Here is a 23,278-nt window from a genome sequence, read left to right on the forward strand (position 1 = left end):
CTACCTACGTGCTGCTGTGGCGAGCGTCTCGCCGCGCGTCGATGGAGCACCGATGAGCGAAGCCAAGACCGAGAAGCCGCGTGTCCCAGCCGTCGAGGGCTGGTTCACGATGTCCGACCCTCCGACGCTCACCGGCACGCGCTGCACGGCGTGCAAGACCGTCTTCTTCCCGCGTGAGACAGTGGCCTGCCGCAACCCCGCGTGTCGCTCCACCAGCTTCGACGAGTACGCGCTGAGCCGGCGCGGCAAGCTGTGGTCCTACACCACGGCGCACTATCAGCCGCCCCCGCCCTACATCGCCCCCGACCCGTTCGTGCCGTACTCCATCGCCGTGGTGGAGCTCGAGGCCGAGCAGATGACGGTGCTGGGCCAGGTGCCGGCGTCGGTCCCGGCGGAGAGCCTGGTGGTGGGCATGGAGATGGAGCTCGTCGTCGAGAAGCTCTACGAGGACGAGCAGAACGAGTATGTGGTGTGGAAGTGGACGCCCGTCGCCGACGGTGCGGGCGCGACCCAGCAGGTGAGCGGAGGCGCGCAATGAGCGGCGATGTAGCGATCCTCGGGGTGGGCATGCACCCGTGGGGCAAGTGGGGGCGCAACTTCGCCGAGTACGGCGTGCACGCGGCCCAGGCAGCGCTCGACGACGCGGGCATCGACTGGCGCGACGTGCAGTTCGTGAGCGGCGGCGACACCATCCGCAACGGCTACCCGGGCTTCATCGCGGGCTCCACGTTCGCGCAGGCGCTCGGCTGGAGCGGCGCGCAGGTGGCCAGCTCCTACGGGGCGTGCGCGACGGGGGCGCAGGCGCTCAACATCGCGCGCGCGCAGATCCTCGCGGGCTTCTGCGACGTGGCGCTGGTGGTCGGGGCGGACGCGGCCCCCAAGGGCTTCTTCGCGCCCGTGGGCGGCGACCGCCCGGATGACCCGGACTGGCTGCGCTTCCGCCTGATGGGCGCCACCAACCCCACCTACTTCGCGTTCTGGGCGCGCCGCCGCATGGCCCTCTACGGGTCCACCTCGGCCGACTTCGCCCAGGTGAAGGTGAAGAACTCGCGCCACGGCCTGCACAACCCCAACGCGCGCTTCCGCAAGGAGGTCACCATCGAGGAGGTGCTCGCCAGCAAGGTGGTGGCCGACCCGCTGCGCCTGCTCGAGATCTGCGCCACCAGCGACGGCGGCGCGGCCATCGTGCTCACCAGCGAGGCCTACGCGCGCAAGCACGCCACCAAGTGGGTCTCGGTCGCGGGCGTCTCCACGGTGACGCCGGTGTTCCCCAGCACGGTCATCGAGATGCCCAACATGTCGACGGACTCGGGCGCCACCGTGCCCCTTCCGCCCGTGGGGTTCCGTGACTCCATCGCGAAGGCGGCCTACGAGCAGGCCGGCATCGGCCCCGAGGACGTCAACGTGGCCGAGGTCTACGACCTGGCCTCCGCGCTCGAGCTGGACTGGTACGAGAACATCGGGCTGTGCGCCCCGGGAGAGGCCGAGAAGCTGCTGCGCGACGGCGACACCACCATCGGTGGTCGCGTGCCCGTCAACCCGAGCGGCGGGCTCAGCTGCTTCGGGGAGGCGGTCCCTGCCCAGGCCATCGCGCAGGTGTGCGAACTCACCTGGCAGATCCGCGGACAGGCCGAGGGCCGTCAGGTGGAGGGCGCCAAGGTGGGCGTCACCGCGAACCAAGGGCTCTTCGGCCACGGCTCGTCCGTGGTCGTGAAGGGCTAGCTGCCCCCGATTTTGGGCCGGGTGGCCCCGGGAGATCACTCTCCCAGGGCTCCCACAGATCCGGACGTGCAGGACTACTGCATCCGGCTCTTCAGCGGTGTGGATTTGCTGGGCGACCAAGCGCGGAGTGCACGATGCGGGGCGGTGGCAGGGGATGGTGCTTCAGTAGCGCCGCAAAGCGCTCCCAGGTCATCACCCTTCTGCCGCCCGCGACCTGATCCGCGTCCTCCCCTCCTGGCCCGAGGACCGCTACCTCGAGCTCTCGCCCCTCTTCTGGGCTCAGACTCGCGCTCGCCTCGACTCCGACGAGCTCGTGGCGGAGATCGGCTGGCTCACCGTGCCCGACCCCATTCCGCTGCGCCGCCCGGGCGAAGAATCGCCCGCGGAGGACCGCGCCTGAGCGCGTCGAGCTGGTCGGCGGAAGCATCAGCCCACTGTGAGCCGGTCCTCCATGCCCGACGAGAGCCGGTTCATGCAGCGCCTACGTTCGTCCGACGACGTGTTCCGGGTCGGCCACTCCGTGCTCGTGCTGGGAAGCACCATCGCCGTCTCGGAGACCACGGCAGCCGGACGGCCCGCTCGGGTGGACTTCCGCGGTGCGGGGGCGCTCGATGGAGACGACTATCTCTTCGTGCTTTGGTCCGACGGCGACGTGCGTCGATTTCCGCTGCCACACGTGGGCTCAGAGACCGTCTTGCCGGCCACCGACATGAGGGAGTTCGCGTTCGGTTGGTAGCGACGAACGTGACGCACACGCGTTGGCGTCGCTCGCTGGCCGGAATTGCGTGCACTTTCGCATCCCAATGACGTGCGGTATCGTTCTTGAATGGCGCACGCCGCGAAGCGAGTTGCACTCTTGTCCATGAGCCCTTGGTCGACCGGATCCATGGCGGCAGCATTCAACTTGGCGTGTCGGCGACTCCAGGCCGCCATTCTCTCCGATCCACGGCTGTCCACCACCGAGGTGCGCGTCTTCGAGAGGGGGATATCTCCCTTGAGTGAATGGACGGCCGCGCTAGAGGAGTTCGAGCCTGACATCTTGGCCGCTTCGGCCTATCTCTGGTCGCTCCCAACGTTCACGGTGTTGGCTCGTGAGGTCAAACGACGTTGGCCTCACTGCATCACGATCGTGGGCGGTCCGTCTGCACGTCCACCGATGCTCGATCTTGCACCGTTTCGCGACGCGGCGAGGTCCATCGACGTCCTTGCTCTCGGCGAAGGGGAACACGTGATCTGCGAGATGGCAGCCCGCTATGGGGAGGGCGTTCGGAGCTTCGAGAACATCCCCGGACTCGCGTTGCACAGCCCTCTCGGCTGGCGGAAGACGCCTGCACAGACCATGTCTCTCTCCATCGACAAGCTGCCCTCGCCCTACCGGATGGGCCTCGTTCCGCCGAATGCAATGGCCTACCTGGAGACGTACAGAGGCTGCCCCATGTCATGCAGCTTCTGCCAATGGGGCGACCTCGACCCCGCGGGCGGGGTGTTGTCCACGGACGCCATCGTGGCCGAGTTCGAGGCTCTCGAGACCCTTTGCCCCTTTGGAGTCGCTCTCACTGACGCCGCGCTCAATCTCAACTCGCGTGCGTTCCGCAACCTGCACGAGGCCGCGAGGCGCACCGGCTTTCTGAAGAATCGCTACTTCGATGCCGAGATGTACCCGACGCTCGTGAAGCCCGAGCACATCGAGTTTCTCAGCGAGTGCGACGCCAACGTCGGCGTGGGGCTACAGACGGCCAACGAGGCCGTGCTCACTCGAATTGACCGGAAGTTCAAGCGTCAGCACTTCGCGAAGGTGATCACTGACCTGGCCAACGTGTCCAAGGTGGTCACAGTCGAGGTCATCGTCGGATTGCCCGGTGACTCCATCCAGGGTTTCCGCGAAACTCTGCACTTGTTGCGTGACCTCCCGTGCGCGGTGCGCGTCTATCACTGCTTGGTGTTGCCGGACGCCTTCATGAAGCAGCAGGGAGCGTTAGACGGCTTGGACTTTGACCCAATTACCCTGGAGCTGCGGTCGGGGCCAGGGTGGTCACCCCGTGACCTCGCAGAGATTGGGGAGTGGTTGAGCGACTTGTCGGCCTTTGATGAAGATTGCACTCCGCCCGAAGCCCGCGTCAAATCGGACCGCATCGAGGACTACGTCGAGGGGCGCGTCGATCCCAAGTGGTGGGGCCTTAGTGAGGGAACCGTATCCAAGAGGCGGGAGCGCCCACCAACCCCTCATGTCAACGAGGGGGTCATGGCAAAGGCGCAAGCGCTGCACTCAGCTCAACACGCCGTGCATCGCGCCACCAAAGGATACTGTAGGCTGGAGTCGCTGCGCATTCTGCCCGACAAGGTGAATCCTCGTCTAGACGTCGAGGGGCGAAACTACGAGTTCAGCGTCCGTCGTGCCGCCGAGGGCATCCCGGCGTTCCGGATTGCATCGGGCTTGGCGTTCGTGCATCACAGCGCCAGCGAGACGACCCTCCCTCCTCGTGACGAGCTCCTGATCTGCCGTGCGATCGACGCAATGAGCCAGCATGTGCTCGAAGTCTTGGCGGACCCGGCCGTGGCCGAACCCTCAGCGGAGCTGGCGGGCAGCTAGTCTAGTTCACTCCCCGTGATAGAAGCGAAGGTCAGCAGCGACGATTCCTCCGCGCCACCGAAGCGTACGTGTTCGGCCATGGTGCCGAGGACATGGCGTCGTCACGCGTGGATGAGCTAGGCTACTCACATGTCGAGTCCTGGCTCGCGCGTTGTGTCACTCTTCGGTCCGTTCTCTGGTCGCTCATGAGCAAGGCAGCGCGTCGAATTGCGCTCGTGTCCCTCAGCCCCTGGCGTGTGGGGGTGCGTCATGTGTCGTTCAACCTGGCGGTGCGGCGCCTACAGGCGTCACTGATGAGCGATCCACGCCTCGCAGACAGCGACGTGCGGGTATTCGAGATGGGCGCCGAGTCACTCTCCACGTGGGTGGATGAGCTGGTTGCGTTCGACCCAGACCTACTCGGGGCGTCTGCCTATCTCTGGTCGCTGCCGACGTTCGCGTTGTTGGCCCGCGCCATCAAGATGGCATCGCCGCACTGCCTGACAGTGTTCGGAGGTCCCTCGGCGCGGCCCGCCATGCTCTCCCTGGCTCCCTTTAGGGAAGCAGCTCAGTTCATCGACGTGCTCGCGCTCGGGGAGGGAGAACAGCTCATCACCGACATCGCGGCGAACCACGGCCACGGCGTCGGAAGCTTTGCCGCGATCCCGGGGTTGGCACTGCAGAGTCCTCTAGGCTGGAGAAAGACGCCCTCGCCGCTCCAGCCCTTGTCCATCGACAGGCTGCCTTCTCCGTACCGGATGGGCCTGTCTCCCAAAGGGGCGACGGCGTACATGGAGACCTATCGTGGTTGCCCCATGTCGTGTGCCTTCTGCCAATGGGGAAACCTCGACCCCTCGTCCGGCGTCCTTTCCGTCGATGCGCTGATCGAGGAATTCGAGGCCATGTCCAAGAGCGACCTTCTCGGTGTCTCGATGGTCGATGCGGGGCTCAACCTCAACGCGCGGGCGTTCAAGAACCTGGCCGAGGCCGAAGCACAGACGGGATTCCTCAAGGGGCGGTACTTCGACACCGAGATGTATCCCCATATGATGAAGCCGGAGCACCTCGAATTCCTGGCAAACGCCCGTTCCAGCGTCGGGTTGGGGCTGCAGAGCGCCAACCCCGACGTACTGAAGGCCGTCGACCGCCCGTTCAAGCCTCACCATTTCGCCAAGGCCGTCGAGGACCTTGCAAGGGTCGCGCGGGTCACCGTGGAGGTCATCGTGGGTCTACCCGGCGACAGCCCGTCGGGGTTCAAGGAAACGATGGCGTTCTTGACGGACCTTCCGTGCAACGTGCGCGTCTACCACTGTCTCGTCCTCCCGGACGCCCTCATGAGCCGCTACGAGAACTCGGATGAGCTCCGCTTTCACCCCATCACCCTCGAGATCCAGTCTGGACCAGGGTGGAGCGAGACCGAGCTTCGCGACACCTGCGAATGGGTGGACGAAAAGACTCGGGCCGAGGGCGTGAACCAGCAGCAACCTCGAGTGGGACGCGGCGATAGGCTCGAGGACTATGTGGAGATGCTGGTGGATCCCCCATGGTGGTCGTTCGATCGCACAGCAACCCCGCCTCCACTTGGCCACCACATGGCCAACGTCCGTCGCGTGCCGGCCCATCTGCCTCAGGGCGAGGTGGCGGCGGCGGGCGTGCATGCGGCCATCGTCGCGGCCGTGACACGCGCTACTCACGGACACTGCCGGGTTGGCGAGGTCATCCGCTCGACCGGCCAGGTGGTGGTCCGTTTGGACGTGGAGCGTGCATCGTACGAACTGGTCGCGCGGCCCGTGGAAGCGGGGCCGTCGTTTCGCGACGCGGCGGGCTGTGGCTTCATGTACCGCTCGGACGGAACGGCGCAGCTTGACCAGCGCGCAAGCCTGCTCCTGACGCGCGCAATCGATGCCATGGCAGCTCATGTCGCGCCTCTCGTCACCAGCCGGTAGACACGCTCAGCCGCTGAGGAGGCCACACTCGAGAGCCGAATGAAGGGCGGCGAACGACCAGATTTGTCTAGGCAGGACCGCAGACCAGATCCTTCACACCTTGCCCATGGGCTTCCACAAGATCCGTCACGCGGGTCTCGTATCCACCAGCTACGTCCGCTCCGGTGCCCTCGCGCGCGCTCAGACCGCGCTCGCCAGCCGTAACCGCTGCATGAACCCGCTCTTCACGAGGTTCGGTGCGGGCCCCACGCGTAACCGCTGCATGGACCCGCTCTTCACGAGATGCGGAGCGAGCCCCACGCTCGGGGGATGAAGAGACTCCAGGGTGAATGGCCCGATCACGTGCGTGCGTGGCGAGCGAGCGGAGACACGGCGCGTGCGTACTGCGCGGCGCACGGCCTGAACGTGAACAGGCTCTGGTCGTGGTCGGCGCGGATGCAGGACGAGAAGAAGGCGGCGCGAAAGATCGCGAAGTCAGGCGCGGGGATTCGGATGGCTCTGGTGCGTCCGACGCGGCCGACGGTGACGGCCACGTCCGTGACGCGCGGCACCGGGGTGCGGCTGTCGGTTGGGGCGGTGCGCGTGGAGGTGGAGCGCGGGTTTGACGAGGAGACGCTGTCGCGCGTGCTCGCGGTGCTCGAGCGCCCGGAGGTGGTGCGATGATCCCGGCCGATATCGAGGTGTTCGTCGCGCTCGACCCGGTGAGCCTGCACAAGAGCTTCGACACCCTTGCAGGCGAGGTGCAGGAACGCGTCGGCCGCTCGCCGCGCACCGGTGGACTCTTCATCTTCTTCAACCGTCGGCGCACCGCCCTCAAGGCGATTTTCGCGGACGGCACGGGCCTTTGCATCTTCTACAAGCGCCTCGACCGTGGACGCTTCCAGCTCCCCGAGCCCATCGACGAAGGACGCGTGGTGGAGCTGAGCGAGGACCAGCTGGACGTGCTGCTAGACGGCATAGAGCTGCCTCCTCCGCGCGCGCGTGCGAAGCGCAACACCACTCCGTCGGTGCATTGATCCGATAGCGTGCGCGTGCGTGAAGAATCTCGGATCTGGCTATGGACAAGCGGGATCCTAGATCCTATGAGTCGACCCAGCGATGGCGACGAAGGCAGACCTCGAGTCGTTGACCGGAGAGCGCGGCGAGCTCGTGGACAAGCTCGTGGCCGCGCTCGCGGAGCGCAACGCCGAACTCGCCGCACGCGACGCGGCACTTGCTGCGCGCGAGGCCAAGCTCGATGCCGCGGCGGTGCAGATCGCCAAGCAGGCCGCGCAGTATGAGGCGCTGCGCGAGGCGTACATGCAGCTGCAGCTGGAGCTGAAGCTACTCAAGCGCAAGATCTTCATCGCGTCCGCGGAGCGTGCAGACACCACGCAGCTGCAGCTCGAGTTCGAGACGCTGACGCAGAAGCTGGACGCGCTCGCGGGCGTCATGGGCAACCCGTCCGAGAGCGACGGTGACCCGAGCGACGAGAGCGGTGACAGCAACGACCCGGAGGCGAAGAAGAAGCGCCGGTCGAAGTCGACCGGGCGTCGCCGGGTAGAGGAGATGGGGCTGCGCAAGGAGACTGTGTCGCTGACGGATCCTCACATGGAGAAGCTCGTTGAGGCCGGGCTGGCCCGTCGCCTGCCGGAGCCAGAGGTCAGCCACAAGCTTGGGCGCAAGCCTGCCGAGTACATCCACGTTGAGATCCTCCGTACGACCTACGCCACGTCCCCTGACGAGAACGGGCGCACCGAGATGTTCACGGCGGACATGCCGCCCGAGCTGCTGCCGCGCTGCCTCGCGGCGCCGTCGATGCTGGCGGAGGTCATCACCGACAAGTTCAGCAAAGGCCTCCCGCTCTACCGGCAGGAGCAAGAGCTGCTCTTCGAGAGCGTCTCGATCGACCGGGGCACGATGTGCCGCTGGCTCGACCAGCTCGGCTCGCGCTTCAACGAGACCATCGTCGCCGCCATGGAGCGGGACGCGATGGAGAGCGCCTTCTGCATCGCCACGGACGCCACGGGCTTCGCGGTGCAGCCGGGCAAGCTCGACGACGGCCCACGGCGGCCCTGTCGCAAGGGCCACTACTTCGTGCGCATCGCGGACCGCGACCACATCCTGTTCAACTTCACGGAGCGCCAGCGCAGCGAAGACGTCGTCACGCTGTTCAAAGGCTACGGCGGTCACATCCAGGCCGACGCGTGTAGCGTGTACAACGCGCTCTTTCGCCCGGCGGATCCCGACGCGCCCGACGACGAGTTGCCCACCGAGGTGGGGTGTTGGTCGCATGCGCGGAGAAAGTTCTTCGAAGCCGCGTTCGCAAAGCTGGCGATAGGGCGCGAGGGGCTTGTGTACCTGCACAAGATCTTCGAGGTCGAGCGGCGTTGCCGTGCCGGCAAGCCTCCCCCGTCCACAGTCAAGGCGCGGCGCCTGCAGCACCTCGCGCCCTTGATCGACGAGTTCGTCGACTTCGCGAAGCAGCACTACGAGCGCGAGAAGAAGCGCCGCGGCCCCGCCCGCGCTGCGCTGGGGTACGTCGTCCGTCAGGAGGGTCCTCTCCGTGCAGTGCTCGCTGACGGACGGCTGCGCATCGACAACAACTGGAGCGAACGCGAGCTGCGGAAGGTGGTCCGCATCCGCGACGCAGCCCTGTTCGCCGGGAGCACCAAGCACGCCGAGAACGCCGGGGCGCACCTCACGCTCATCGCCTCCGCCAAGCTCCACCACCTGAACCCCCGCGAGTACATCCGTGACCTGATCCGCGTCCTCCCCTGCTGGCCCGAGGACCGCTACCTCGAGCTCGCGCCGCTCTTCTGGAACCAGACGCGCGCCCGACTGGATCCCGCCGAGCTCGCGGCCGAGGTCGGATGGATCACCGTGCCCGACCCGATTCCGCTGCGCCGCCCGGGCGAAGAGTCGCCCGCGGAGGACCGCGCCTGAGCGCGTCGAGCTGGTCGCCGGAAGCATGAGCCCAGTGTGAGGCGGTCCTCCACGCTCGACGAGAGCGGGTTTATGCAGCGGTTACCCGTGCGCGACCTCGTCGACCGCCTCGGGGACGCGCTCTCTTCGAACGACCGTGAGCACGAAGCCTCGACGCGGGCGCGAACCCTGATGGCCCTCCTGCAGGCCCCCGGGACGCTCCGCTTCGAGAAGCGCCACGTCGTCGTCACCATCGAGCTGCCGCTCCCGCCCGCGCCGCACGCCCGGATCGCACACGCCCTCGAGTCCATGGACGAACTGCAACCTCGCTTCACGGATGGCGTGCGCACGGTCCGCTTCCGCCTTGCGCCAAGGGTCACGTGTAGCTCCATCCCCCTCGCCCCGAGCCTGTGAAATTGCCACTCGCGCGGTCGACGAAACCGGGGGGTGTCAAGACTTCAGAGACTGGGGTGCCCCAAGGGCGCTTCAGTTGAGCACCAGGCACCCCAGCAGCGGCGAGGTCGTGTCGGACTCGTCGAGGGTGACGGTGTAGTTGTCGCCGTTGCGCGTCAGGAACACGTTGGACGCCGCCAGGTGGTCGATGCCGCTGCTGCAGGAGCCCGACCCGTCCACGTCCACGTACGACTCGAAGTACGTCGACGAGAGGATGGTGAAGATCTGGTTGAGCACCATCACCGCGGTACCGTCCGGCTGGATGGTGGCGCTCACGACCACGCCGGAGAGCGCTCCCAAGCGCGCGTAGATGGTCATCCCGGCGTACGCGTCGAAGCCCGTCAGGTAGATGGTCACGTTGCCCGTCGGGCCTGCGTCCTGCTGGGCGTCGGGGCCCGCGTCCACGGCGGCGTCGCCCGCGTCCACCGCGCTGTCGCCGTCCACGCCCGCGTCGGGCGTGATGGACCCATCCACGACGACGCGCTCGAGCACCACGCCCGCGTCGACGCACCCCAGCTGCACGGTGCATGCCGCGCAGAGCGCGAGGGCCACCGCGCGGGCCGCGATCGGGTACGCATCAGAAGGCATGCACGACCCCCACGGCGAGGGCGGCGCGGAACCCCGTCACCGACGTGTTGGTGCTGTCTTCGCCACCCACCGCGTCGGCGCGGCTACCGGCCATGGCACCACCCAGCTCGAGATCGACGCGCACAGCCCATCGCTCCACAACATACCAGTCCACGAGGCCACGCACGAACAGGTCCAGGTGCGCCGAGCGGAAGCGCGAGCCGGTCACGTCGGGGTCGTTCGAGCGCCCGCGCCAGAATGTCTCGCCAACACGCAGCCCTGCTCCGGTGGCCCAGCGCACGTTGCCCACCAACCACGCGGCCAGCAGGCTCGCATCGAGCGCGAGCGAGGTCGCGAAGACGCGCCCGAGGGGCACCTTTCGGCGACCACGCTCCACGTGCGCTCCGAACTCCACACGCAGCCGCTGCCCCAAGCGGCGCAGCGCACGCACGCGAACACCGCCCATGTTCGGGTGACTCGTGAAGGGCGGCCGCCACACCAAGGCCGCCGCGAGCTCCCATGGGCCCCCTCCCGGCGCAGCGTCTCCTTCTTGCGTCCGTCGCGCCTCGTCCTCGGCTTCCTCCGCGGCGTGGCGCGCCTCGGCTTCGGCGATGGCTGGCTCGAGCAGCTCCACGATGGAGAGCGCCAACGTGCGCGCGGGGTCGGGGCCTCGCAACGCAGCGGCACCCAGCGCCTGTTCCGTCTGCGCCTCCTCGCCCTCCGAGCGTACCGAGAGCACGACGCCATCGTCGACGCAGCGCACGCGAGCGACGAAGCTCTCACGAGCGGCGTGTTCGTCCACCCGCGCGCTGGTGCGCAGCTCGATGGCGATGATCTCGCGCAACCGCTCTTCGAGGTGTGCGACGCACGGCTCGAGCTGCAGCTCGAGGTCCACGGACTCGTCAGGTGTCGAGCGCGCCCGCTGGGCAGAGACGTCCACGGTGGTCATGAGCACGAGCAGCAGCGCGAGCGCAGCCAAGGGCGCACGCCTGCCTGTCATCACGGCGGAACACGTCACGGAGCGTGGGCATAGGCTCTCACACTCCCGGCGTGGCGTCCGCTCGGAAATCGTTGGAGGTACACGCGCGCCCGTCGGCTGGCGGCATCGCGTTGGCCGGCCCTCGCCAGCGCCTGGACCTCGCGGGCCAGCGCGGCTTCGGTCATGACCCCCGCGCGGTCCAGCTGCTGGGCGCGGGCGAAGGCGCGGGCGGCGCGCTGCGGTTGCCCTTGTTGGAGCTGCACGCGGCCCAGGGTGAAGGCGGCCAGGTGTGCGCGGCGGTCACCCGGGTGCAGCTGCAGGGCGCGCTCGAGGTGTGTGACGGCTTCCGCGAGGTGCCCCGTCAGCCGCGCCGTGTCCGCCGCCAGCATGAGGTCGCCCATGGAGCTCCCGACGGTGACCCCGCGCGCGGCCTCGTAGGCGTCGTCGTAGCGCCCTGCGCGCGCCATGCTGCGCCAGTCGTGCGCTCCGACCTGGGCGCCATGCTCGCCGCGCGCCCCGTCCCGGGCGGCGTCACTCGCGCCTGCGCCGGCCGCGTTCGCCTCGGCCGCCTCGAGCTCGAGCTCCTCGAGGGTGAAGTCCAGGTCGAACGCGTCGGGCGCCGTGTCGAGCGCCGAAACGCCGCCTCCGTCGGTCCCGTTCGGGGCGGAGACGGACGCAACGTCGCTGGCTCCTGGAGGGCCCTCGACCGTCCCGGCACCATCGAGCTCGAGCGGGAACAGCCCGCTCTGTGAGGCCGTGAGGATGCGCTCGCCGCCCAGCCACTGCACCCGTACGCGCCCGCGCTGCACGTGCACCAGCACGTGTCGGGGCTGACGGCGCACGTCGAAGCGCGTCCCCAGCACGCTCACCACCACGCTGCCCACACGCACCTCGAACGAGCGCGAGGGGCGCGGCACCACGTCGAAACGCGCCGAGCCCCCCATCAGCTCGAGGCCCGCGCGCTCGGGCTCGTCCAGGCTCGTCGCCATGGCGGTGTCGGTGCCCAGCGGGATGGCCACCGAGCCGTCCTGGAAGCGCAGCGCGCCGGGGGTGTCGGGCCCCGCCGCCGGGTCGGGCGCGGTGACCCCGATGGGGGAGAAGGCCGCCCACGCCTCCTCTTGCGGCGCGCGCGGCCAGAAGGCAGCGACGAAGCTCGCGGCCAGGGCCAGGCCCGTCACGCCCGCGACCGTCGCCCGCTGCGCGCGTCGTCGGCGCGCCGCGGCTCGCTCCAGCGCGACCCGCCCGCGCCGGACGCGCTCCTCACTCCAGTCCTCTCGCACCCAGAGGAGCGCCTCGGCGAGTTTCGTCTCGTGCTCAGCCACGGCCAATCACCTCCTCGATCGCCACCGATGCGGCCGCGATGCGTCGCTTGGCCGTCGCCGGCGAGCAGTCGCACAGCGCCGCCACCTCGGCGACCGTGTGTCCGTCGACGCGGCGCAGGATCCACGCCACGCGGTGCGCCACCGGCTCGCGCTCGAGCGCGCGGTAGATGCGCGCCACCAGCGCCTTCTGTTCGGGGCTGGCCCCAGGCGCGGCCAGTTCGTCGAAGCGCGCGCCGTCGTCCTGCCCGAAGAACCCGCGCAGGCGCAGGCGCCGCAGCCGTCGCTGGGACATGCGTACCGTCACGGTGGCGAGCCAGCCCTTGATCTCCGCCTCGCTCTCGCGTCGCTGGAGGCCCCGGTGAGCGGCCAAGAAAACGTCCTGCACCAAGTCGTCGACCTCGTCGGGGCGCCCCGTGAGGCGCAGGGCGATGGCGCCCACGTAGGACGCGTACCGCACGTAGAGGGCCCCCAGGTCACGGCTCGCCACCGCGCTGGCGCCGGACTCCGGGCCGGACCCCTCGGGGGCCGACGGCACGACGCGCAGGGGTGGCAGGGGGTGGTTCACACCCGATTAATGACCGCCCCCTCCGAGAACGGCTCAATTTTCCTCCGTCGACTTTTTTTTGAGCCGGTTCGGGGGGCACGCGGCATCGATGGGGGGAGCGCCAGGAACGGCGCCCCGTGCCCCCACACCGCAGGGAGAAGTTTCGTCATGTACGTGTCCATCGCGCTCGCACGAGCCGTCGTCAGCGAGGTCGAACGCCGCGGCAAGCCCGTCGACCAGCTCCTCCGTCAAGCCGACCTGCCCGCCTGGCGCTTCGACGACCCGCGGGGAGAGCTCACCATCGTGGACTACGAGCGGCTCATCCTGGCGGCGGTGGACCTGCTGGACGACCCGGCGGCGGGTCTGCGTGCTGGGTACCACGCTCCTGCCGGGGCGGCGCACCTGGTGGGCTTCGTCTTGGTGAACAGCCGCACCCTGCGCGACGCGCTGACCCTCTTTCGGCGCTACGCCCCCTTGGTCGTCGAGGGGGTCGGGTGTGAGCTCGAGGAGCGCGGGGACGAGGGGTGCTTCCGCTGCGCACACCCGGACCTCGGGGTCGGCGCCGCGCGCTTCGCGACGGAGCTCCTGCTGGGGTACCTCGCCGCGCGCATGAACCCCCACTTCTTCGGGGGCGATGCCCGCATCCGCGAGCTGCGCCTCACCGGCCCGCGGCCCCGGAACGCCGCCGAGGTGGAGGAGCTGTTGGGCATTCCACTCACGTGGGGGGCCGAGCACAACGAGCTGCTCTTCGACCGCAGCGCGCTGGACGTCAGCCAGCGCCACGCCGACGCCTGGGTGTGCCAGCTGATGTGCGACAAGGCGGAGCGCATGCTGGGCGAGCGGCAGACCGCCGAGCGCCTGCGCCTGCGGGTCAAGGACTCGTTCAAGTACCAGGTGCAGCTGGGCCGCCCAGACAACGAGGCCGTGGCTTCGGCCCTTGGGCTCAGCGCGCGCACCCTGCGCCGTCGGCTGGCGCGCCTGGGCTACACCTTCCGCGACCTGGTGGACGAGGCGCGCCAGGAGCTGGCCTGCGACGCGCTCCAGCGGCCGGACTCCTCCATCAAGGAGGTGGCCTACACCTTGGGCTTCGCGGAGCCCTCGGCGTTCCACCGTGCGTTCAAGCGCTGGACGGGCGTGACCCCGAGGGAGTTTCAGACTCAGGCCGTGATGGCGCACTGACGCACGCGCTCTCACGGTGAGCTTGGCTTTTCGCGGCGCTGCGCTGGGGACCCAATTCGGGGGGGACCCGGCGCGGCGCCGCGGTATCGTTCGTGCGTGGCCCCCGCGCAGCCCGACGCCATCGCCATCCCGACGCCCGAGGAGATCCGAGCGCGGGCCGAGCGCAACGCCCTCGCGCGCTTGGCGCGGGAAACGAGCGAGTGGCGGGGGAGGGCAGGCACCGCGCTGAAGCTGCTGGGCGTGGCCGCGTTGGGTGCACTGCCTGCGTTGCCAGGCGGGCTCGAGCTGACGGGGGTGCATTGGCACCTCAGCGCGCTCGTCTTTGGGCTGTATGGCGCGGCGTCCGTCGCGGCGTCCGTCGCGTACCGCGGTGACCCAGCCAACGTCGCCTACGCGCGCTGCACGTGGGTGAGCGCGGTGTGCTTGGCGCTCGGGACGGCGCTCCTCATCGGCGCCGCGGGGACGGCGCGCACGGTGTACTGGCTCGACTTCATCTACGCGGGGGTCATCGCCACGCACTCCATCGTCCGGCTCCGGCGCTACATCAACATCATCGGTGTGGGGACGTCGCTCACCGTCGTGGCCCTCCTCGTGCGTGGCGCCATGACCGACGCGGCCTTCGCGGCTGTCATCGCGTTGAGCATCCAGCTCATCATGAACGTTGCGGCCCGCTCCCGTCGCGCCGCGGAGGAGGTCAATGCGCGGGGCGAGCTGCTGGCCGAGCGGGCGGGGCGCGCGTTGGTGGAGCACGAGCGGGCGCGCATCGCGCGGGAGCTACACGACGGGCTCGGGGCCGAGCTGAGCGCGGCGCTGCTGCACGCCGAGGCGCTGGGCATCGAGGGGTCGAGCGCGTCGGCCAAGCTGCAGGAGAGCGTCCGCGCGGGGGTGGCGGAGCTGCGCGCGGTGCTCACGTCGGTGGATCGCGAGGCGGCGAGCCCGCGCCAGCTGGGTGAAGAGGTGGGGCGCGTGCTGCGCGCCATCGCTGGCGAGCGCGCCGAGGTGGACGTTCGCGTGGCGACCCCGCTCGGGCCGCGCGTTCCCGGCAGCGTGACGTCCAACGTGCTGCGGGTGGCACAGGAGTTCGCGCACAACGCGCTCGTCCACGGGCGCGCGACCTGCCTCACGGGGGTGGTCGAGCTGCTGAGCGGGCCAGGAACGTCGGCGACCCTACAGGTGACGCTCACGGACGACGGGCGCGGCCGTGTGGCGGGTCTCTCGCCCGCGCGCGGCATGGGCAACGTGCGCGCGCGGGCCGAGGCCCTGGGCGGCCAGGTGCAATGGAGCGACGCGCCCGAGCGCGGCATTCGCTGCGTGCTGCGCGTGCCGGTCGGTGTCGAAGAGCGCCCGTCGCTCGCCGCTCAGCGCACCAGCTGATGCTCGTAGGCGAAGGCGCACAGCTCGGCCTTGTTCGACACGCCCAGCTTCCGGTACAGCGTGCGCACATACGTCTGCACGGTGCCCATGCGGATCCCGAGCGCGTCGGCCGCCTCGGCGTAGGTGAGCCCCCGGGCGAGCACCACCAGGAGGTCCTGTTCGCGCGGGGACAGGCGCACCTCGGGCAGGGCGGCCCGCCGAATGACGTGGCGCGTGACGTCGCTCGAGAGCGGGCTGTGCCCGGCGAGCGCGTCCTCGATCGCCCCAAGCACGCGCGACAGGGGGTCCGCCTTGGACACGTAGCCCGACGCGCCGCGGTCGAGGGCCTCCAACACAGAGCGCTCGTCCGTGGCGGCCGTCAGCGCCAGGGCGCGCCCTCCGCGCTGCACCACCTCCGCGATCAGCTCGGTGCCGGCCACCTCCGACTCGAGGTGCAGGTCCACCACGGCAAGCGCGAACGCGTCATCGAGGGTCCCACGCGCCTCCTCGGCTGAGGCGACGGCGGTGACCGCGAAGCCCACGCTCACGAGGGCGTCCGCGAGGGCCTCGCGATAGCGGGGGTGGTCTTCGACCAGCAGGATGCGGAGAGCTTCGTCGTTCACGAGAGTCGCCTCGGCGTTCCACGGTGTCGCCGGCGCGTCGTGGTCCGAGTGTGTCGAGCCGCCGCTGCGCGCCTCGACACGTAGGGCCGACGCGAATCTACCGAGCCCGTGTGCGCCGGGGAAGGGCGAACGCCGCGAGCGTGGCGGCCTGGGTCAGGGAGCATCCGCAGCGCTCTCGGTGGGCGCGTCGCACACGCGGAACACCCCCGCGATGTCGAACAGCACGTCCACCTCGCCACGGTTGTAGGCGAGCGCGCCGTGGTCCACGGTGGGTGTGGGCGCGAACGCCTCGAGCCGCACGCGTGGGCCCGTGGCGGTGAACAGCACGACCTCCTCGCGCCACGCCCCCTCGGGAACCGGCAGCGAGCGCGGCTCGGCGTCCGTGCCCTCCAGCCTGAGTCGCAGCTGGTTGCCCGAGCGCAGCGACGCCACCGAGAACACCAGCGCGTAGCGCGCACCCGGCTCCACCGTGATGGTGGTCTCGAGCTCGTTGCCGGGCTGGCCGCTGGTCACCGGCAGCAAGGGGTGGAGGAGCCCGTGTTGGCTGCCGTAGGCCGACGTCTGCAGCGGCGTGCGGCTAGGGTCCACGCGGCCGATGATCACGCGCCCCGTCGGAGCCTCCCAGCCGTCCACCTGCGCATAGTCCGAGCGCCCGACCCGCCCGCCCAGCACGGGCGCCTCGAAGCTCAGGTTGGCGGCGGTCACCTCGTCGCACAGCGACACGCCCGCGCTCCGGGCCCCCGTCTCGCGTGCGGCCAGCGCCGTGCGTCCTGGCTGCGGCAGTGTCGCCGCGCCGCCACACCCCGCGTCGGCTGCCAGCAGCGGCGCGCCCATGACGAGGGCGAGAGCGAGCGCCGCGGCCCCCTCGTTGGTCCTGATCTTGTTCGTCATCCTGGCTGTCCCTTCCATGTGGTCAGATGTCGTGGCACGCGCGTGTCGCGAGCCTCATCAGCGCCCCAGCCGCTCCTGACGCTCCCGCTGCTCGCGCGAGCGCCGCTCTTCGTCGCGAATGGCTTGGCCCAGGCGCTGGTTCTCGCGTTGGTTGGCCTCGGCCGCGCGCCGCATGCGCAGCTGTGCGTCGCGGGAGTCGTATCCGGCGCGGAAGAGCGCGCCCATGCCGCCCAGCTTGAAGCTGAGGGTCACGCGCAGCTGCCCGCCGAACGCCGTGAGCGGGCCCAGGTCTGCCGAGCGGGCGACCACGAACGAAGGCCCCACCGCGATGTGCAGCCCGAGGTTGTCGGACAGGTAGTCCGCGAAGGTGAGGCCCACGAAGCCCCCGCCGGCACGCGCGCCGTCCAGCACGGAGAGTCCTTCGTCCGACCCCTCCGCCTCGAAGCCGACCGGCCCCACGAACTCACCGATCGCGGTGAGGCGGTACAGCATGCGGCGGCGGGCCACCGTCGCGTCCAAGCGCACGTGCGCGCCGCCCGGAAAGTAGCGCGCGGTGCCCTGCCCGGGCGCGCGGCTGGTGGCCAGCAGCTGCCCGCCCCCACCCACCGCGACGCGCACCTTGCCTGGGTCCAGATAGAAGCCTGCCGCGAGGCCGTACGAGGCGGCCACCGGCCGCGTGTCCCGTGCGGCCACCGTGTAGATGCCTGCCGATGCCTCCACGAAGCAGCCGCTCAGCACCAAGGTGGCGGCGGCCACGAGGAGCGGAGCGGCGCGGGGGGTCTCGAGGTGGTTGATCACGCTCGAGAACATAGAACCCGTGCCTCTGCGCCCGACACCCCATGACCATGAGTAGCCAGATGGGGACAGTCGGCCGCCCCCACCTGGTTCATCGAGCCGTCAGAGGGTCAGCAGGTACAGCACCAGGTCGTCCACCTCGGCGGCGCTCCCGGCGCACCACGGGTGCGGCGCGTCGGGCATGCCGATGGGCTGGTTGGTGCCCAGCTCGTCCGGGCCGTAGTCGCGTCGCATGGCCTGGTAGTCCCAGTAGTAGTGCGCCGGATCCCACGGCACGGTGGTGAAGTAGCGGTGGCGTTCCACGAAGAGGTTGCGCGCGCGCCCCTCGGCCGTGGTCCCGTCGTAGCGGGGGATGCGGAACACGTCGCCGCGCGGGTTGGCGCCCGGCCGGTCGTCGGGCGGGAAGTCGGGCCCCGCGTTGGGCATGTTCGGCGTGGGCGCGTGCAGCGTGTAGTAGCGGTCGTACAGCGGCGTGCCGCTGGTGCAGCGGTCGGGGTGCACCAGCTCGGGCAGGTTGCGCACGTGGCCGTCCGTCAACAGGCCGCGGTGCTGCACCCAGTACAGGTCCCGCAGGAACGTCGCGCGGATGGACTGCGTGTGGCGTTGGTAGATGGTGGGCGTGAAGAAGCGCCCCACCTCGTCCAGGCGGATCATGCGCTCGTTGCTGTTCACGCCCATGCCGTCGCTGTGACAGCTGGCGCAGCGCGTCTCGAAGGTGGCGCGACCGGCCGCGACGCGGTTGCTGAGCGCTGGGAAGTCCTGCCACCCGCGCTGCACGAACTGCCCCTCGGACACGCCTGCGCCTACCAGCGCGTCGCGCTCACCCTCGTGGGCCAGCCAGCGCGAGAGGCCCACGTTGCGCAGGTCGTCGTCGTGCTCGCGCAGCGTGGTCATGTAGGCCGTGAGCGCCTGCAGCGACACGGCGTCCATGGAGCCCATCGCGCCGTCGGGCTCCTCCGAGTGGATGTACGAGCCCTCGAAGCCCACGTACGACTCGGTGTGCGAGAGCGAGCGCCGGATGGGCATGTAGTTCGTCACGTTCGGGATCGCGATGGGCGAGAACATGTAGTCGTTGTCGGTCGAGCTGCCCTCGTCCGAGCCGCGCACCATGTCGTGCTCCCCCGCGCCGTAGGGCATGTGGTAGGCGATGGAGGTCTTGTCGATGTCGCCGTCGCCGGGCGCCCAGTGCGGGCCGGGCTCGTTGCCCACCACGCCCTCGAACTCGCCCAGCACGGTCCACTTCATGCTCCAGTTGGGGTTCGGGAGCCCGGGGATGACGCGCGTGATCTGGTCGTTGCCGCGCTGGTAGCTCACGCGGTAGCCGTGGCACGAGGCGCAGTTGAAGCCGATCCACTCGCCGTTGCCGTTGAACGGGTGCTGTGACTCGGCGTAGCGGTAGCCGACGAAGCCCGTGTCGCGCGTGTTGCCCTCGAGCTTCTGGCGACCGAGCACGGCCAGGAAGCCGGGGATGGGGTTGGCCATGGGGTAGGGGTCGAAGTACACGTCGTCCATCGCGGCGTCGGGCACCTCGCCGCGCACCGTGGGGATGGCGCCGAACAGCACGCGCGGGTCGGCTGGGCCACCGCGCACGGGGTCGGTGGCGGTGCCGTCGAGGATGCGTGTCCAGTCCAGGTCGCGGAACGCGTGGGCCAGGCCGATGTTGTAGTCGTACGACCAGAAGATCTCCTCGCCGCGCGCCACCAAGTCCGAGAACATGGGGTTGTTGATGGTGGTGGGGATGGCGTTGGACGTGCGCACCGGGCCGAGCTCGCTCACCACGTCGCACGCGAAGTCGAACTCGCGGTCCGTGATGCGCAGCGTCTGGGCGTCCACCACGCTGTGCGGCGTACCAGGCAGCGTGAGCGACTCCATGGTGCCGATGCGCTTCTGCACCTGGAGCACGATGGGACCTCCCGCGCCGACGTGCACCGGCACCTCGAACGTGACGCGTGTCGGCGTCCACGAGACCACGTCGCGGTCCCACGTGCTGTGCGTCTCGGGCAGCTCGTAGTTCACCTGGGCGGGCGCCGACGGCCCGTCGAGGATGTTCAGGCGCTGCTCGTACATCGAGAGGTCGGTCTCCAGCACGCGGCTGTTGCCCACCATGATCTTCGCGAAGTCCACGTCGGGGCCCGCGCCGAAGCCGGTGCCTTCGAGGACCACGCGGTCGCCTGGGGCAAGCACCACGGGGCTGGTGCTGCCCGACGTCCAGCGCGAGGTACCGTTCACGCGCACGCGCGTGATCACGGGTGTCGCCGGCGCCGCGGCAGAAGCGGCGCGCGCGAGCTCACGCGCGGTGTCCACGCTGCAGTAGCGGTCTTGGCAGGCCTCGTCGTTCATGAAGAAGCAGGTGTCGGCGGCTTCGTCACTGCACTGCGTGCCGCAGTCCGCGGGCCCGCTGCAGCCAGCCACGGCCTCGGCGCGCACGAGCGCGTTGTTGGGGTCGCCTGCGGAGAGCACGCGCTGGATGCGCGTCCACCCGGTCACGCCCGAGGCCGCGCGGTACTCGTCTCGGCACGGGCCCGTGGGCAACACCGAGCACAGCAGCGAACCGCCGCAGTAGCAGTCGCGCCCCGTGCACCCGTTCTCGAGCGCACAGCTGGCGGCAGCGACGCACTGCGCGTTCCCGGCGCAGGCCTGCGCCGGCGTCTCGCAGCGCCCGCAGAGGCAGCTGGCACATGCGGCGTCGACGCCGCGGTCGTGCATGGCGACGTAGCAAGCCGACGTGGGGGTCGGCCCGGCGGCGCCGGGGTAGTCCGCGGGGATCACCGCTTCGGTGTTGGCGGCTGTCGGTGCGTCGCCAGCGCAGCCTGCGACGAGCGCGCTCAGCACGAGAAACATGCGCGCGGCAGTCGGTGCCCAACGCGCGTGGTCGGTGGACAGAAGCGGCTTGCTGGCCTGGGGTGGGCCCGCGGACCAAGAGAGCGGCGAGCGTCGAGGTTGGAACGTGTGGGTCATGGGCGGTCTCCTTCCGAGGTGCGCCATGTGTACCTATCAAACGTGTTGTTTTCGACTTAAAAGTGATGATTCTATTTTTGTGTACAAATTGTACATTTTTGCTTGTTACTACAGGGTAAGCGGTTGGACGCAGGTAAATGACGCGGTGCGTGAACCCCTTTGGTGACGATCGATATCGAAAATTCGCGCAAATTTTGCATGTTGTATTCGATTCGTACTCGTGGTGGAACGCGCTGCCGATTATTGAAAGTTGTCTCCGTGAGCGCGATGCGGGCCGCTGGTGTCCTCTTCGGTCAATGCTTTTTGTGTGAGCGCCCGGCGTGCGCCGCGGCTCCATCCCCTGCGCATTCGTGCCCCTGACAGTGTGGTAGTCTGCGGCATGGCCTTGCCCCTCTCCCCGCTGCCGCTCCGGTCGCTGCGCGACGAAGCGAGCCTCTTCGTCCGCACCGCCCGACTCATGCAGCGCGCGGGCATGCCCATGTTCCACCCCACGCGCATCGCCGGTGGGCTGAAGGGCATCCTCGAGGACCCCAACGACACGCGTCACGTCTTCACGCTGTTCGAGTCCATGATCGGGCCGCTGGAGGTGCGGCACGTGGGGCACTTCCTGGAGTCCGACGAGGGGCGCGCCTTGTTCGCCAAGCGGCCGCCCGTGGTGCAGGCCTTGGCCGACCGCGACGGACTCCGGCGCATGCCGGAGGGCAGCCTCGGGCGAGCCTACTTGGCCTTCGTCGAGGCGGAGGGCATCACCGCCGACGGTCTCGTCGAGGCGTCGCGGCAGGGGCGCATCACAGAGCACGTGACCTCACCCGAGCTCGCGTTCTTGCGCGAGTACATGCGCGACACGCACGACCTGTGGCACACGCTCACGGGCTACCGCGGGGACATCGTGGGTGAGCTCGCCCTGCTGGCCTTCGGCTTCGCGCAGATGGGCAACCTGGGCGTGGGCTTCCTGGTGGCGGTCGGGCTCTTGATGAGCGCAGTGGCAGGCAAGCCGGGCGCGAAGGGCCTCGTGGACCCACGCGTGTTCGAGAACCGCGAGGTCATCGTGGGTGGCCTGGTGCGCGGTCTACGCGCGCGCTGGCTGCCCACCACGGACTGGCTCGCGCTGCTGGAGCAGCCCCTCGAGGACGTGCGCGCGCTGCTCGCCGTGGGCCCCGTGCCCAGCTACGAGCCCGTGCGCGCGTAGGGGGGACGAGACCGCGCACACCATGGAGCTGTCGGCCCCCGACCTCGCCAACTCGGTGACCAGCTTTGCGACCCTCGGCGCGGGGGTGGTCACGTTGCTGCTGTGCTGGCTCGGTCGCCCCCAGCCTCTGCGGTGGCGCGTGGCCTACGGCCTGATCGTGGTGACCGGCGTGCCGACGCTGGGCTGGCACGCCACGCTCGACCCCGGCTGGCGCTGGGCGGACACGGGCTCGAACCTGCTGCTGGCGTTCGGCATCCAGGTGGCGGTGCTGCGCGACTACTACGCGCCCGCCGCGCAGCGCCGTGTGCTCTTGGCGTCCAGCACCCTCAACGCGTTGGCCGTGCTGTGGATGGGCGCCGAGACCGTGATTGGGCGCGTGCCCTTTCCGATGCGCTTCGGCCGCCACGGTGGGTTCAACGTGGGCGAGCTGGTGCTCATCCTCGACGCGCTCGGCGTGACGGCGCTCTTGTTCCGCGCCCGGAGCCAGGTACCTCCCCGGGCGCGCGGGTTGCTGACGGCGGTGTTCTTCACCTTCGTGCTCGGGGTCGTGCTGGCGTCGGCCGATGGCACCAAGGTGGACCTGCGCGTCATCAGCCACCACGCGCTGTGGCACATCGTCAGCGCGTTCGGGTTCGTGCTGCTCTGGGCGTTCAACGACGTGCGGCTGCATCCGGCGGGCACGCCGGGGTGAAGGGGGCTGTCTCGAGGACGCTCACCGATTGGGGCGTCGTGGACTGAAGAGGCCTGTCTCAGAACGGAAAGATGTCCCGAAACGGGGGCGTCGCGGACTGAAGAGCCTGTCTCAGAAGGGGCGATGGTCCACAAATTGGGGCACCCCGGACTAAAGTCCGGGGCAGCGATCAGGTGATCGCCTGCTCAAAGTCCGCCCCCTGCGGAGGCGGACTGCGCCTTGCGGGCTGCAGCCACGTGAGTGGCGGGATGGTCGCGCCTCGGTATCCGGGGTGGCGTTGACCAAGACGGTTCGTCGCTCGAGGTTCGCTGTCCCTAGCTCGCCGTTCGACGAGGACCGCAGGACATCCACGTCGTCGTTCGGCTCGTCAACGACGTGGCGCTGGGCGACCTCGTGCAGGGGCTCAAAGGCGCCTCTGCCTACGAGTTGACCGGTGCCGTTTCCCGCAAGCCCATGGCTTGCCAGGGCGGCTCCCCGGCCGAGTCCCCCTCGGTCCAGCCGACCTCGGGTCCATCGTCCGCTACGTGCAGCGCCAGCGCGAGCACCACGACGCCGCTCATTCCGCTGAACACTGAAGTGCTGTGCACGAGACG

At 69.4% G+C, this 23,278-nt stretch carries 22 protein-coding genes; 13 read left to right on the forward strand and 9 right to left on the reverse strand.

Annotated elements, in window-relative coordinates:
* Nucleotides 1–52 precede the first annotated feature (52 nt).
* The 9 genes from H6726_12095 (at nucleotide 53) to H6726_12135 (ending at nucleotide 9,555) form a co-directional block, all read left to right on the forward strand.
* Nucleotides 53–538: an OB-fold domain-containing protein gene (locus H6726_12095; GenBank protein ID MCB9658380.1), complete on the forward strand. Its 486-nt coding sequence runs from the start codon at nucleotides 53–55 to the stop codon at nucleotides 536–538.
* Nucleotides 535–1,722, forward strand: a complete 1,188-nt coding sequence (locus H6726_12100) for a lipid-transfer protein (GenBank protein MCB9658381.1) — start codon at nucleotides 535–537, stop codon at nucleotides 1,720–1,722. The genes H6726_12095 and H6726_12100 overlap by 4 nt, the downstream gene beginning before the upstream one ends.
* 451 nt (nucleotides 1,723–2,173) lie before the next feature.
* Nucleotides 2,174–2,458 carry a hypothetical protein gene (locus tag H6726_12105; protein MCB9658382.1) on the forward strand — a complete coding sequence of 95 codons (285 nt, stop codon included), beginning with the start codon at nucleotides 2,174–2,176 and terminating at the stop codon, nucleotides 2,456–2,458.
* 126 nt (nucleotides 2,459–2,584) lie between these two features.
* The gene (locus tag H6726_12110; GenBank protein MCB9658383.1) at nucleotides 2,585–4,312 is read left to right on the forward strand and encodes a radical SAM protein; all 1,728 of its coding nucleotides are present in this window, start codon (nucleotides 2,585–2,587) and stop codon (nucleotides 4,310–4,312) included.
* Between the two features lie 185 nt (nucleotides 4,313–4,497).
* Nucleotides 4,498–6,237, forward strand: a complete 1,740-nt coding sequence (locus H6726_12115; GenBank protein ID MCB9658384.1) for a radical SAM protein — start codon at nucleotides 4,498–4,500, stop codon at nucleotides 6,235–6,237.
* 309 nt (nucleotides 6,238–6,546) lie between these two features.
* Nucleotides 6,547–6,900 carry a hypothetical protein gene (locus tag H6726_12120; GenBank protein ID MCB9658385.1) on the forward strand — a complete coding sequence of 118 codons (354 nt, stop codon included), beginning with the start codon at nucleotides 6,547–6,549 and terminating at the stop codon, nucleotides 6,898–6,900.
* On the forward strand, nucleotides 6,897–7,253 hold the full coding sequence (gene tnpB / locus H6726_12125; protein MCB9658386.1) for an IS66 family insertion sequence element accessory protein TnpB: 357 nt from the start codon (nucleotides 6,897–6,899) through the stop codon (nucleotides 7,251–7,253). Before H6726_12120 ends, tnpB begins: the two co-directional genes overlap by 4 nt.
* An 82-nt stretch (nucleotides 7,254–7,335) precedes the next feature.
* Complete coding sequence (locus tag H6726_12130; protein MCB9658387.1) at nucleotides 7,336–9,162, forward strand: IS66 family transposase; 1,827 nt, start codon at nucleotides 7,336–7,338, stop codon at nucleotides 9,160–9,162.
* Between the two features lie 87 nt (nucleotides 9,163–9,249).
* Nucleotides 9,250–9,555 (forward strand): hypothetical protein, encoded by a 306-nt coding sequence (locus H6726_12135; GenBank protein MCB9658388.1) that lies wholly within the window; start codon nucleotides 9,250–9,252, stop codon nucleotides 9,553–9,555.
* A 72-nt stretch (nucleotides 9,556–9,627) separates the two neighbouring features.
* Here H6726_12135 and H6726_12140 read toward each other — a convergent pair whose 3' ends face one another.
* From H6726_12140 to H6726_12155, 4 genes are read right to left on the reverse strand one after another with little or no spacing between them, the layout of a single operon-like run.
* The gene (locus H6726_12140; GenBank protein ID MCB9658389.1) at nucleotides 9,628–10,182 is read right to left on the reverse strand and encodes a hypothetical protein; all 555 of its coding nucleotides are present in this window, start codon (nucleotides 10,180–10,182) and stop codon (nucleotides 9,628–9,630) included.
* Nucleotides 10,172–11,179, reverse strand: coding sequence for a hypothetical protein (locus H6726_12145; GenBank protein MCB9658390.1), 1,008 nt, complete (start codon nucleotides 11,177–11,179; stop codon nucleotides 10,172–10,174). Before H6726_12145 ends, H6726_12140 begins: the two co-directional genes overlap by 11 nt.
* The gene (locus tag H6726_12150) at nucleotides 11,176–12,462 is read right to left on the reverse strand and encodes a FecR domain-containing protein (GenBank protein ID MCB9658391.1); all 1,287 of its coding nucleotides are present in this window, start codon (nucleotides 12,460–12,462) and stop codon (nucleotides 11,176–11,178) included. Before H6726_12150 ends, H6726_12145 begins: the two co-directional genes overlap by 4 nt.
* Nucleotides 12,455–13,027, reverse strand: a complete 573-nt coding sequence (locus H6726_12155) for an RNA polymerase sigma factor (GenBank protein MCB9658392.1) — start codon at nucleotides 13,025–13,027, stop codon at nucleotides 12,455–12,457. Before H6726_12155 ends, H6726_12150 begins: the two co-directional genes overlap by 8 nt.
* 147 nt (nucleotides 13,028–13,174) lie before the next feature.
* On the opposite strand from H6726_12155, the gene H6726_12160 reads away from it, so the two are divergent.
* Nucleotides 13,175–14,185 (forward strand): AraC family transcriptional regulator, encoded by a 1,011-nt coding sequence (locus H6726_12160; protein ID MCB9658393.1) that lies wholly within the window; start codon nucleotides 13,175–13,177, stop codon nucleotides 14,183–14,185.
* Nucleotides 14,186–14,281: 96 nt separating this feature from the next.
* On the forward strand, nucleotides 14,282–15,559 hold the full coding sequence (locus H6726_12165; GenBank protein MCB9658394.1) for a hypothetical protein: 1,278 nt from the start codon (nucleotides 14,282–14,284) through the stop codon (nucleotides 15,557–15,559).
* Here H6726_12165 and H6726_12170 read toward each other — a convergent pair.
* The 4 genes from H6726_12170 to H6726_12185 all read right to left on the reverse strand — a co-directional run bounded on the left by H6726_12170 (nucleotide 15,544) and on the right by H6726_12185 (nucleotide 20,805).
* Nucleotides 15,544–16,161, reverse strand: a complete 618-nt coding sequence (locus tag H6726_12170) for a response regulator transcription factor (GenBank protein MCB9658395.1) — start codon at nucleotides 16,159–16,161, stop codon at nucleotides 15,544–15,546. The two genes, H6726_12165 and H6726_12170, sit on opposite strands and share 16 nt — an antisense overlap.
* A 153-nt stretch (nucleotides 16,162–16,314) precedes the next feature.
* Nucleotides 16,315–17,052 (reverse strand): hypothetical protein, encoded by a 738-nt coding sequence (locus tag H6726_12175; GenBank protein MCB9658396.1) that lies wholly within the window; start codon nucleotides 17,050–17,052, stop codon nucleotides 16,315–16,317.
* A 57-nt stretch (nucleotides 17,053–17,109) separates the two neighbouring features.
* Nucleotides 17,110–17,850: a hypothetical protein gene (locus H6726_12180; GenBank protein ID MCB9658397.1), complete on the reverse strand. Its 741-nt coding sequence runs from the start codon at nucleotides 17,848–17,850 to the stop codon at nucleotides 17,110–17,112.
* A 99-nt stretch (nucleotides 17,851–17,949) separates the two neighbouring features.
* The gene (locus H6726_12185) at nucleotides 17,950–20,805 is read right to left on the reverse strand and encodes a hypothetical protein (protein ID MCB9658398.1); all 2,856 of its coding nucleotides are present in this window, start codon (nucleotides 20,803–20,805) and stop codon (nucleotides 17,950–17,952) included.
* A 379-nt stretch (nucleotides 20,806–21,184) separates the two neighbouring features.
* On the opposite strand from H6726_12185, the gene H6726_12190 reads away from it, so the two are divergent.
* Nucleotides 21,185–21,994: a hypothetical protein gene (locus H6726_12190; GenBank protein MCB9658399.1), complete on the forward strand. Its 810-nt coding sequence runs from the start codon at nucleotides 21,185–21,187 to the stop codon at nucleotides 21,992–21,994.
* 22 nt (nucleotides 21,995–22,016) lie between these two features.
* Complete coding sequence (locus tag H6726_12195) at nucleotides 22,017–22,685, forward strand: hypothetical protein (protein ID MCB9658400.1); 669 nt, start codon at nucleotides 22,017–22,019, stop codon at nucleotides 22,683–22,685.
* A gap of 419 nt (nucleotides 22,686–23,104) precedes the next feature.
* Here the strand turns inward: H6726_12195 and H6726_12200 are convergent, their stop codons facing one another.
* On the reverse strand, nucleotides 23,105–23,245 hold the full coding sequence (locus tag H6726_12200) for a hypothetical protein (protein ID MCB9658401.1): 141 nt from the start codon (nucleotides 23,243–23,245) through the stop codon (nucleotides 23,105–23,107).
* Nucleotides 23,246–23,278: the final 33 nt, after the last annotated feature.

The sequence above is a fragment of the Sandaracinaceae bacterium genome (assembly GCA_020633055.1).
GTDB lineage: Bacteria > Myxococcota_A > Polyangia > Polyangiales > Houyiibacteriaceae > JADJJE01.

Bases quoted from the DNA above. Each gene is read 5' to 3' on its own strand.
- H6726_12095 (MCB9658380.1), top strand. From the start codon at position 53: ATGAGCGAAGCCAAGACCGAGAAGCCGCGTGTCCCAGCCGTCGAGGGC.
- H6726_12100 (MCB9658381.1), top strand. From the start codon at position 535: ATGAGCGGCGATGTAGCGATCCTCGGGGTGGGCATGCACCCGTGGGGC.
- H6726_12105 (MCB9658382.1), top strand. From the start codon at position 2,174: ATGCCCGACGAGAGCCGGTTCATGCAGCGCCTACGTTCGTCCGACGAC.
- H6726_12110 (MCB9658383.1), top strand. From the start codon at position 2,585: ATGAGCCCTTGGTCGACCGGATCCATGGCGGCAGCATTCAACTTGGCG.
- H6726_12115 (MCB9658384.1), top strand. From the start codon at position 4,498: ATGAGCAAGGCAGCGCGTCGAATTGCGCTCGTGTCCCTCAGCCCCTGG.
- H6726_12120 (MCB9658385.1), top strand. From the start codon at position 6,547: ATGAAGAGACTCCAGGGTGAATGGCCCGATCACGTGCGTGCGTGGCGA.
- tnpB (MCB9658386.1), top strand. From the start codon at position 6,897: ATGATCCCGGCCGATATCGAGGTGTTCGTCGCGCTCGACCCGGTGAGC.
- H6726_12130 (MCB9658387.1), top strand. From the start codon at position 7,336: ATGGCGACGAAGGCAGACCTCGAGTCGTTGACCGGAGAGCGCGGCGAG.
- H6726_12140 (MCB9658389.1), bottom strand. From the start codon at position 10,182: ATGCCTTCTGATGCGTACCCGATCGCGGCCCGCGCGGTGGCCCTCGCG.
- H6726_12160 (MCB9658393.1), top strand. From the start codon at position 13,175: ATGTACGTGTCCATCGCGCTCGCACGAGCCGTCGTCAGCGAGGTCGAA.
- H6726_12175 (MCB9658396.1), bottom strand. From the start codon at position 17,052: ATGACGAACAAGATCAGGACCAACGAGGGGGCCGCGGCGCTCGCTCTC.
- H6726_12185 (MCB9658398.1), bottom strand. From the start codon at position 20,805: ATGACCCACACGTTCCAACCTCGACGCTCGCCGCTCTCTTGGTCCGCG.
- H6726_12190 (MCB9658399.1), top strand. From the start codon at position 21,185: ATGGCCTTGCCCCTCTCCCCGCTGCCGCTCCGGTCGCTGCGCGACGAA.
- H6726_12195 (MCB9658400.1), top strand. From the start codon at position 22,017: ATGGAGCTGTCGGCCCCCGACCTCGCCAACTCGGTGACCAGCTTTGCG.
- H6726_12200 (MCB9658401.1), bottom strand. From the start codon at position 23,245: ATGAGCGGCGTCGTGGTGCTCGCGCTGGCGCTGCACGTAGCGGACGAT.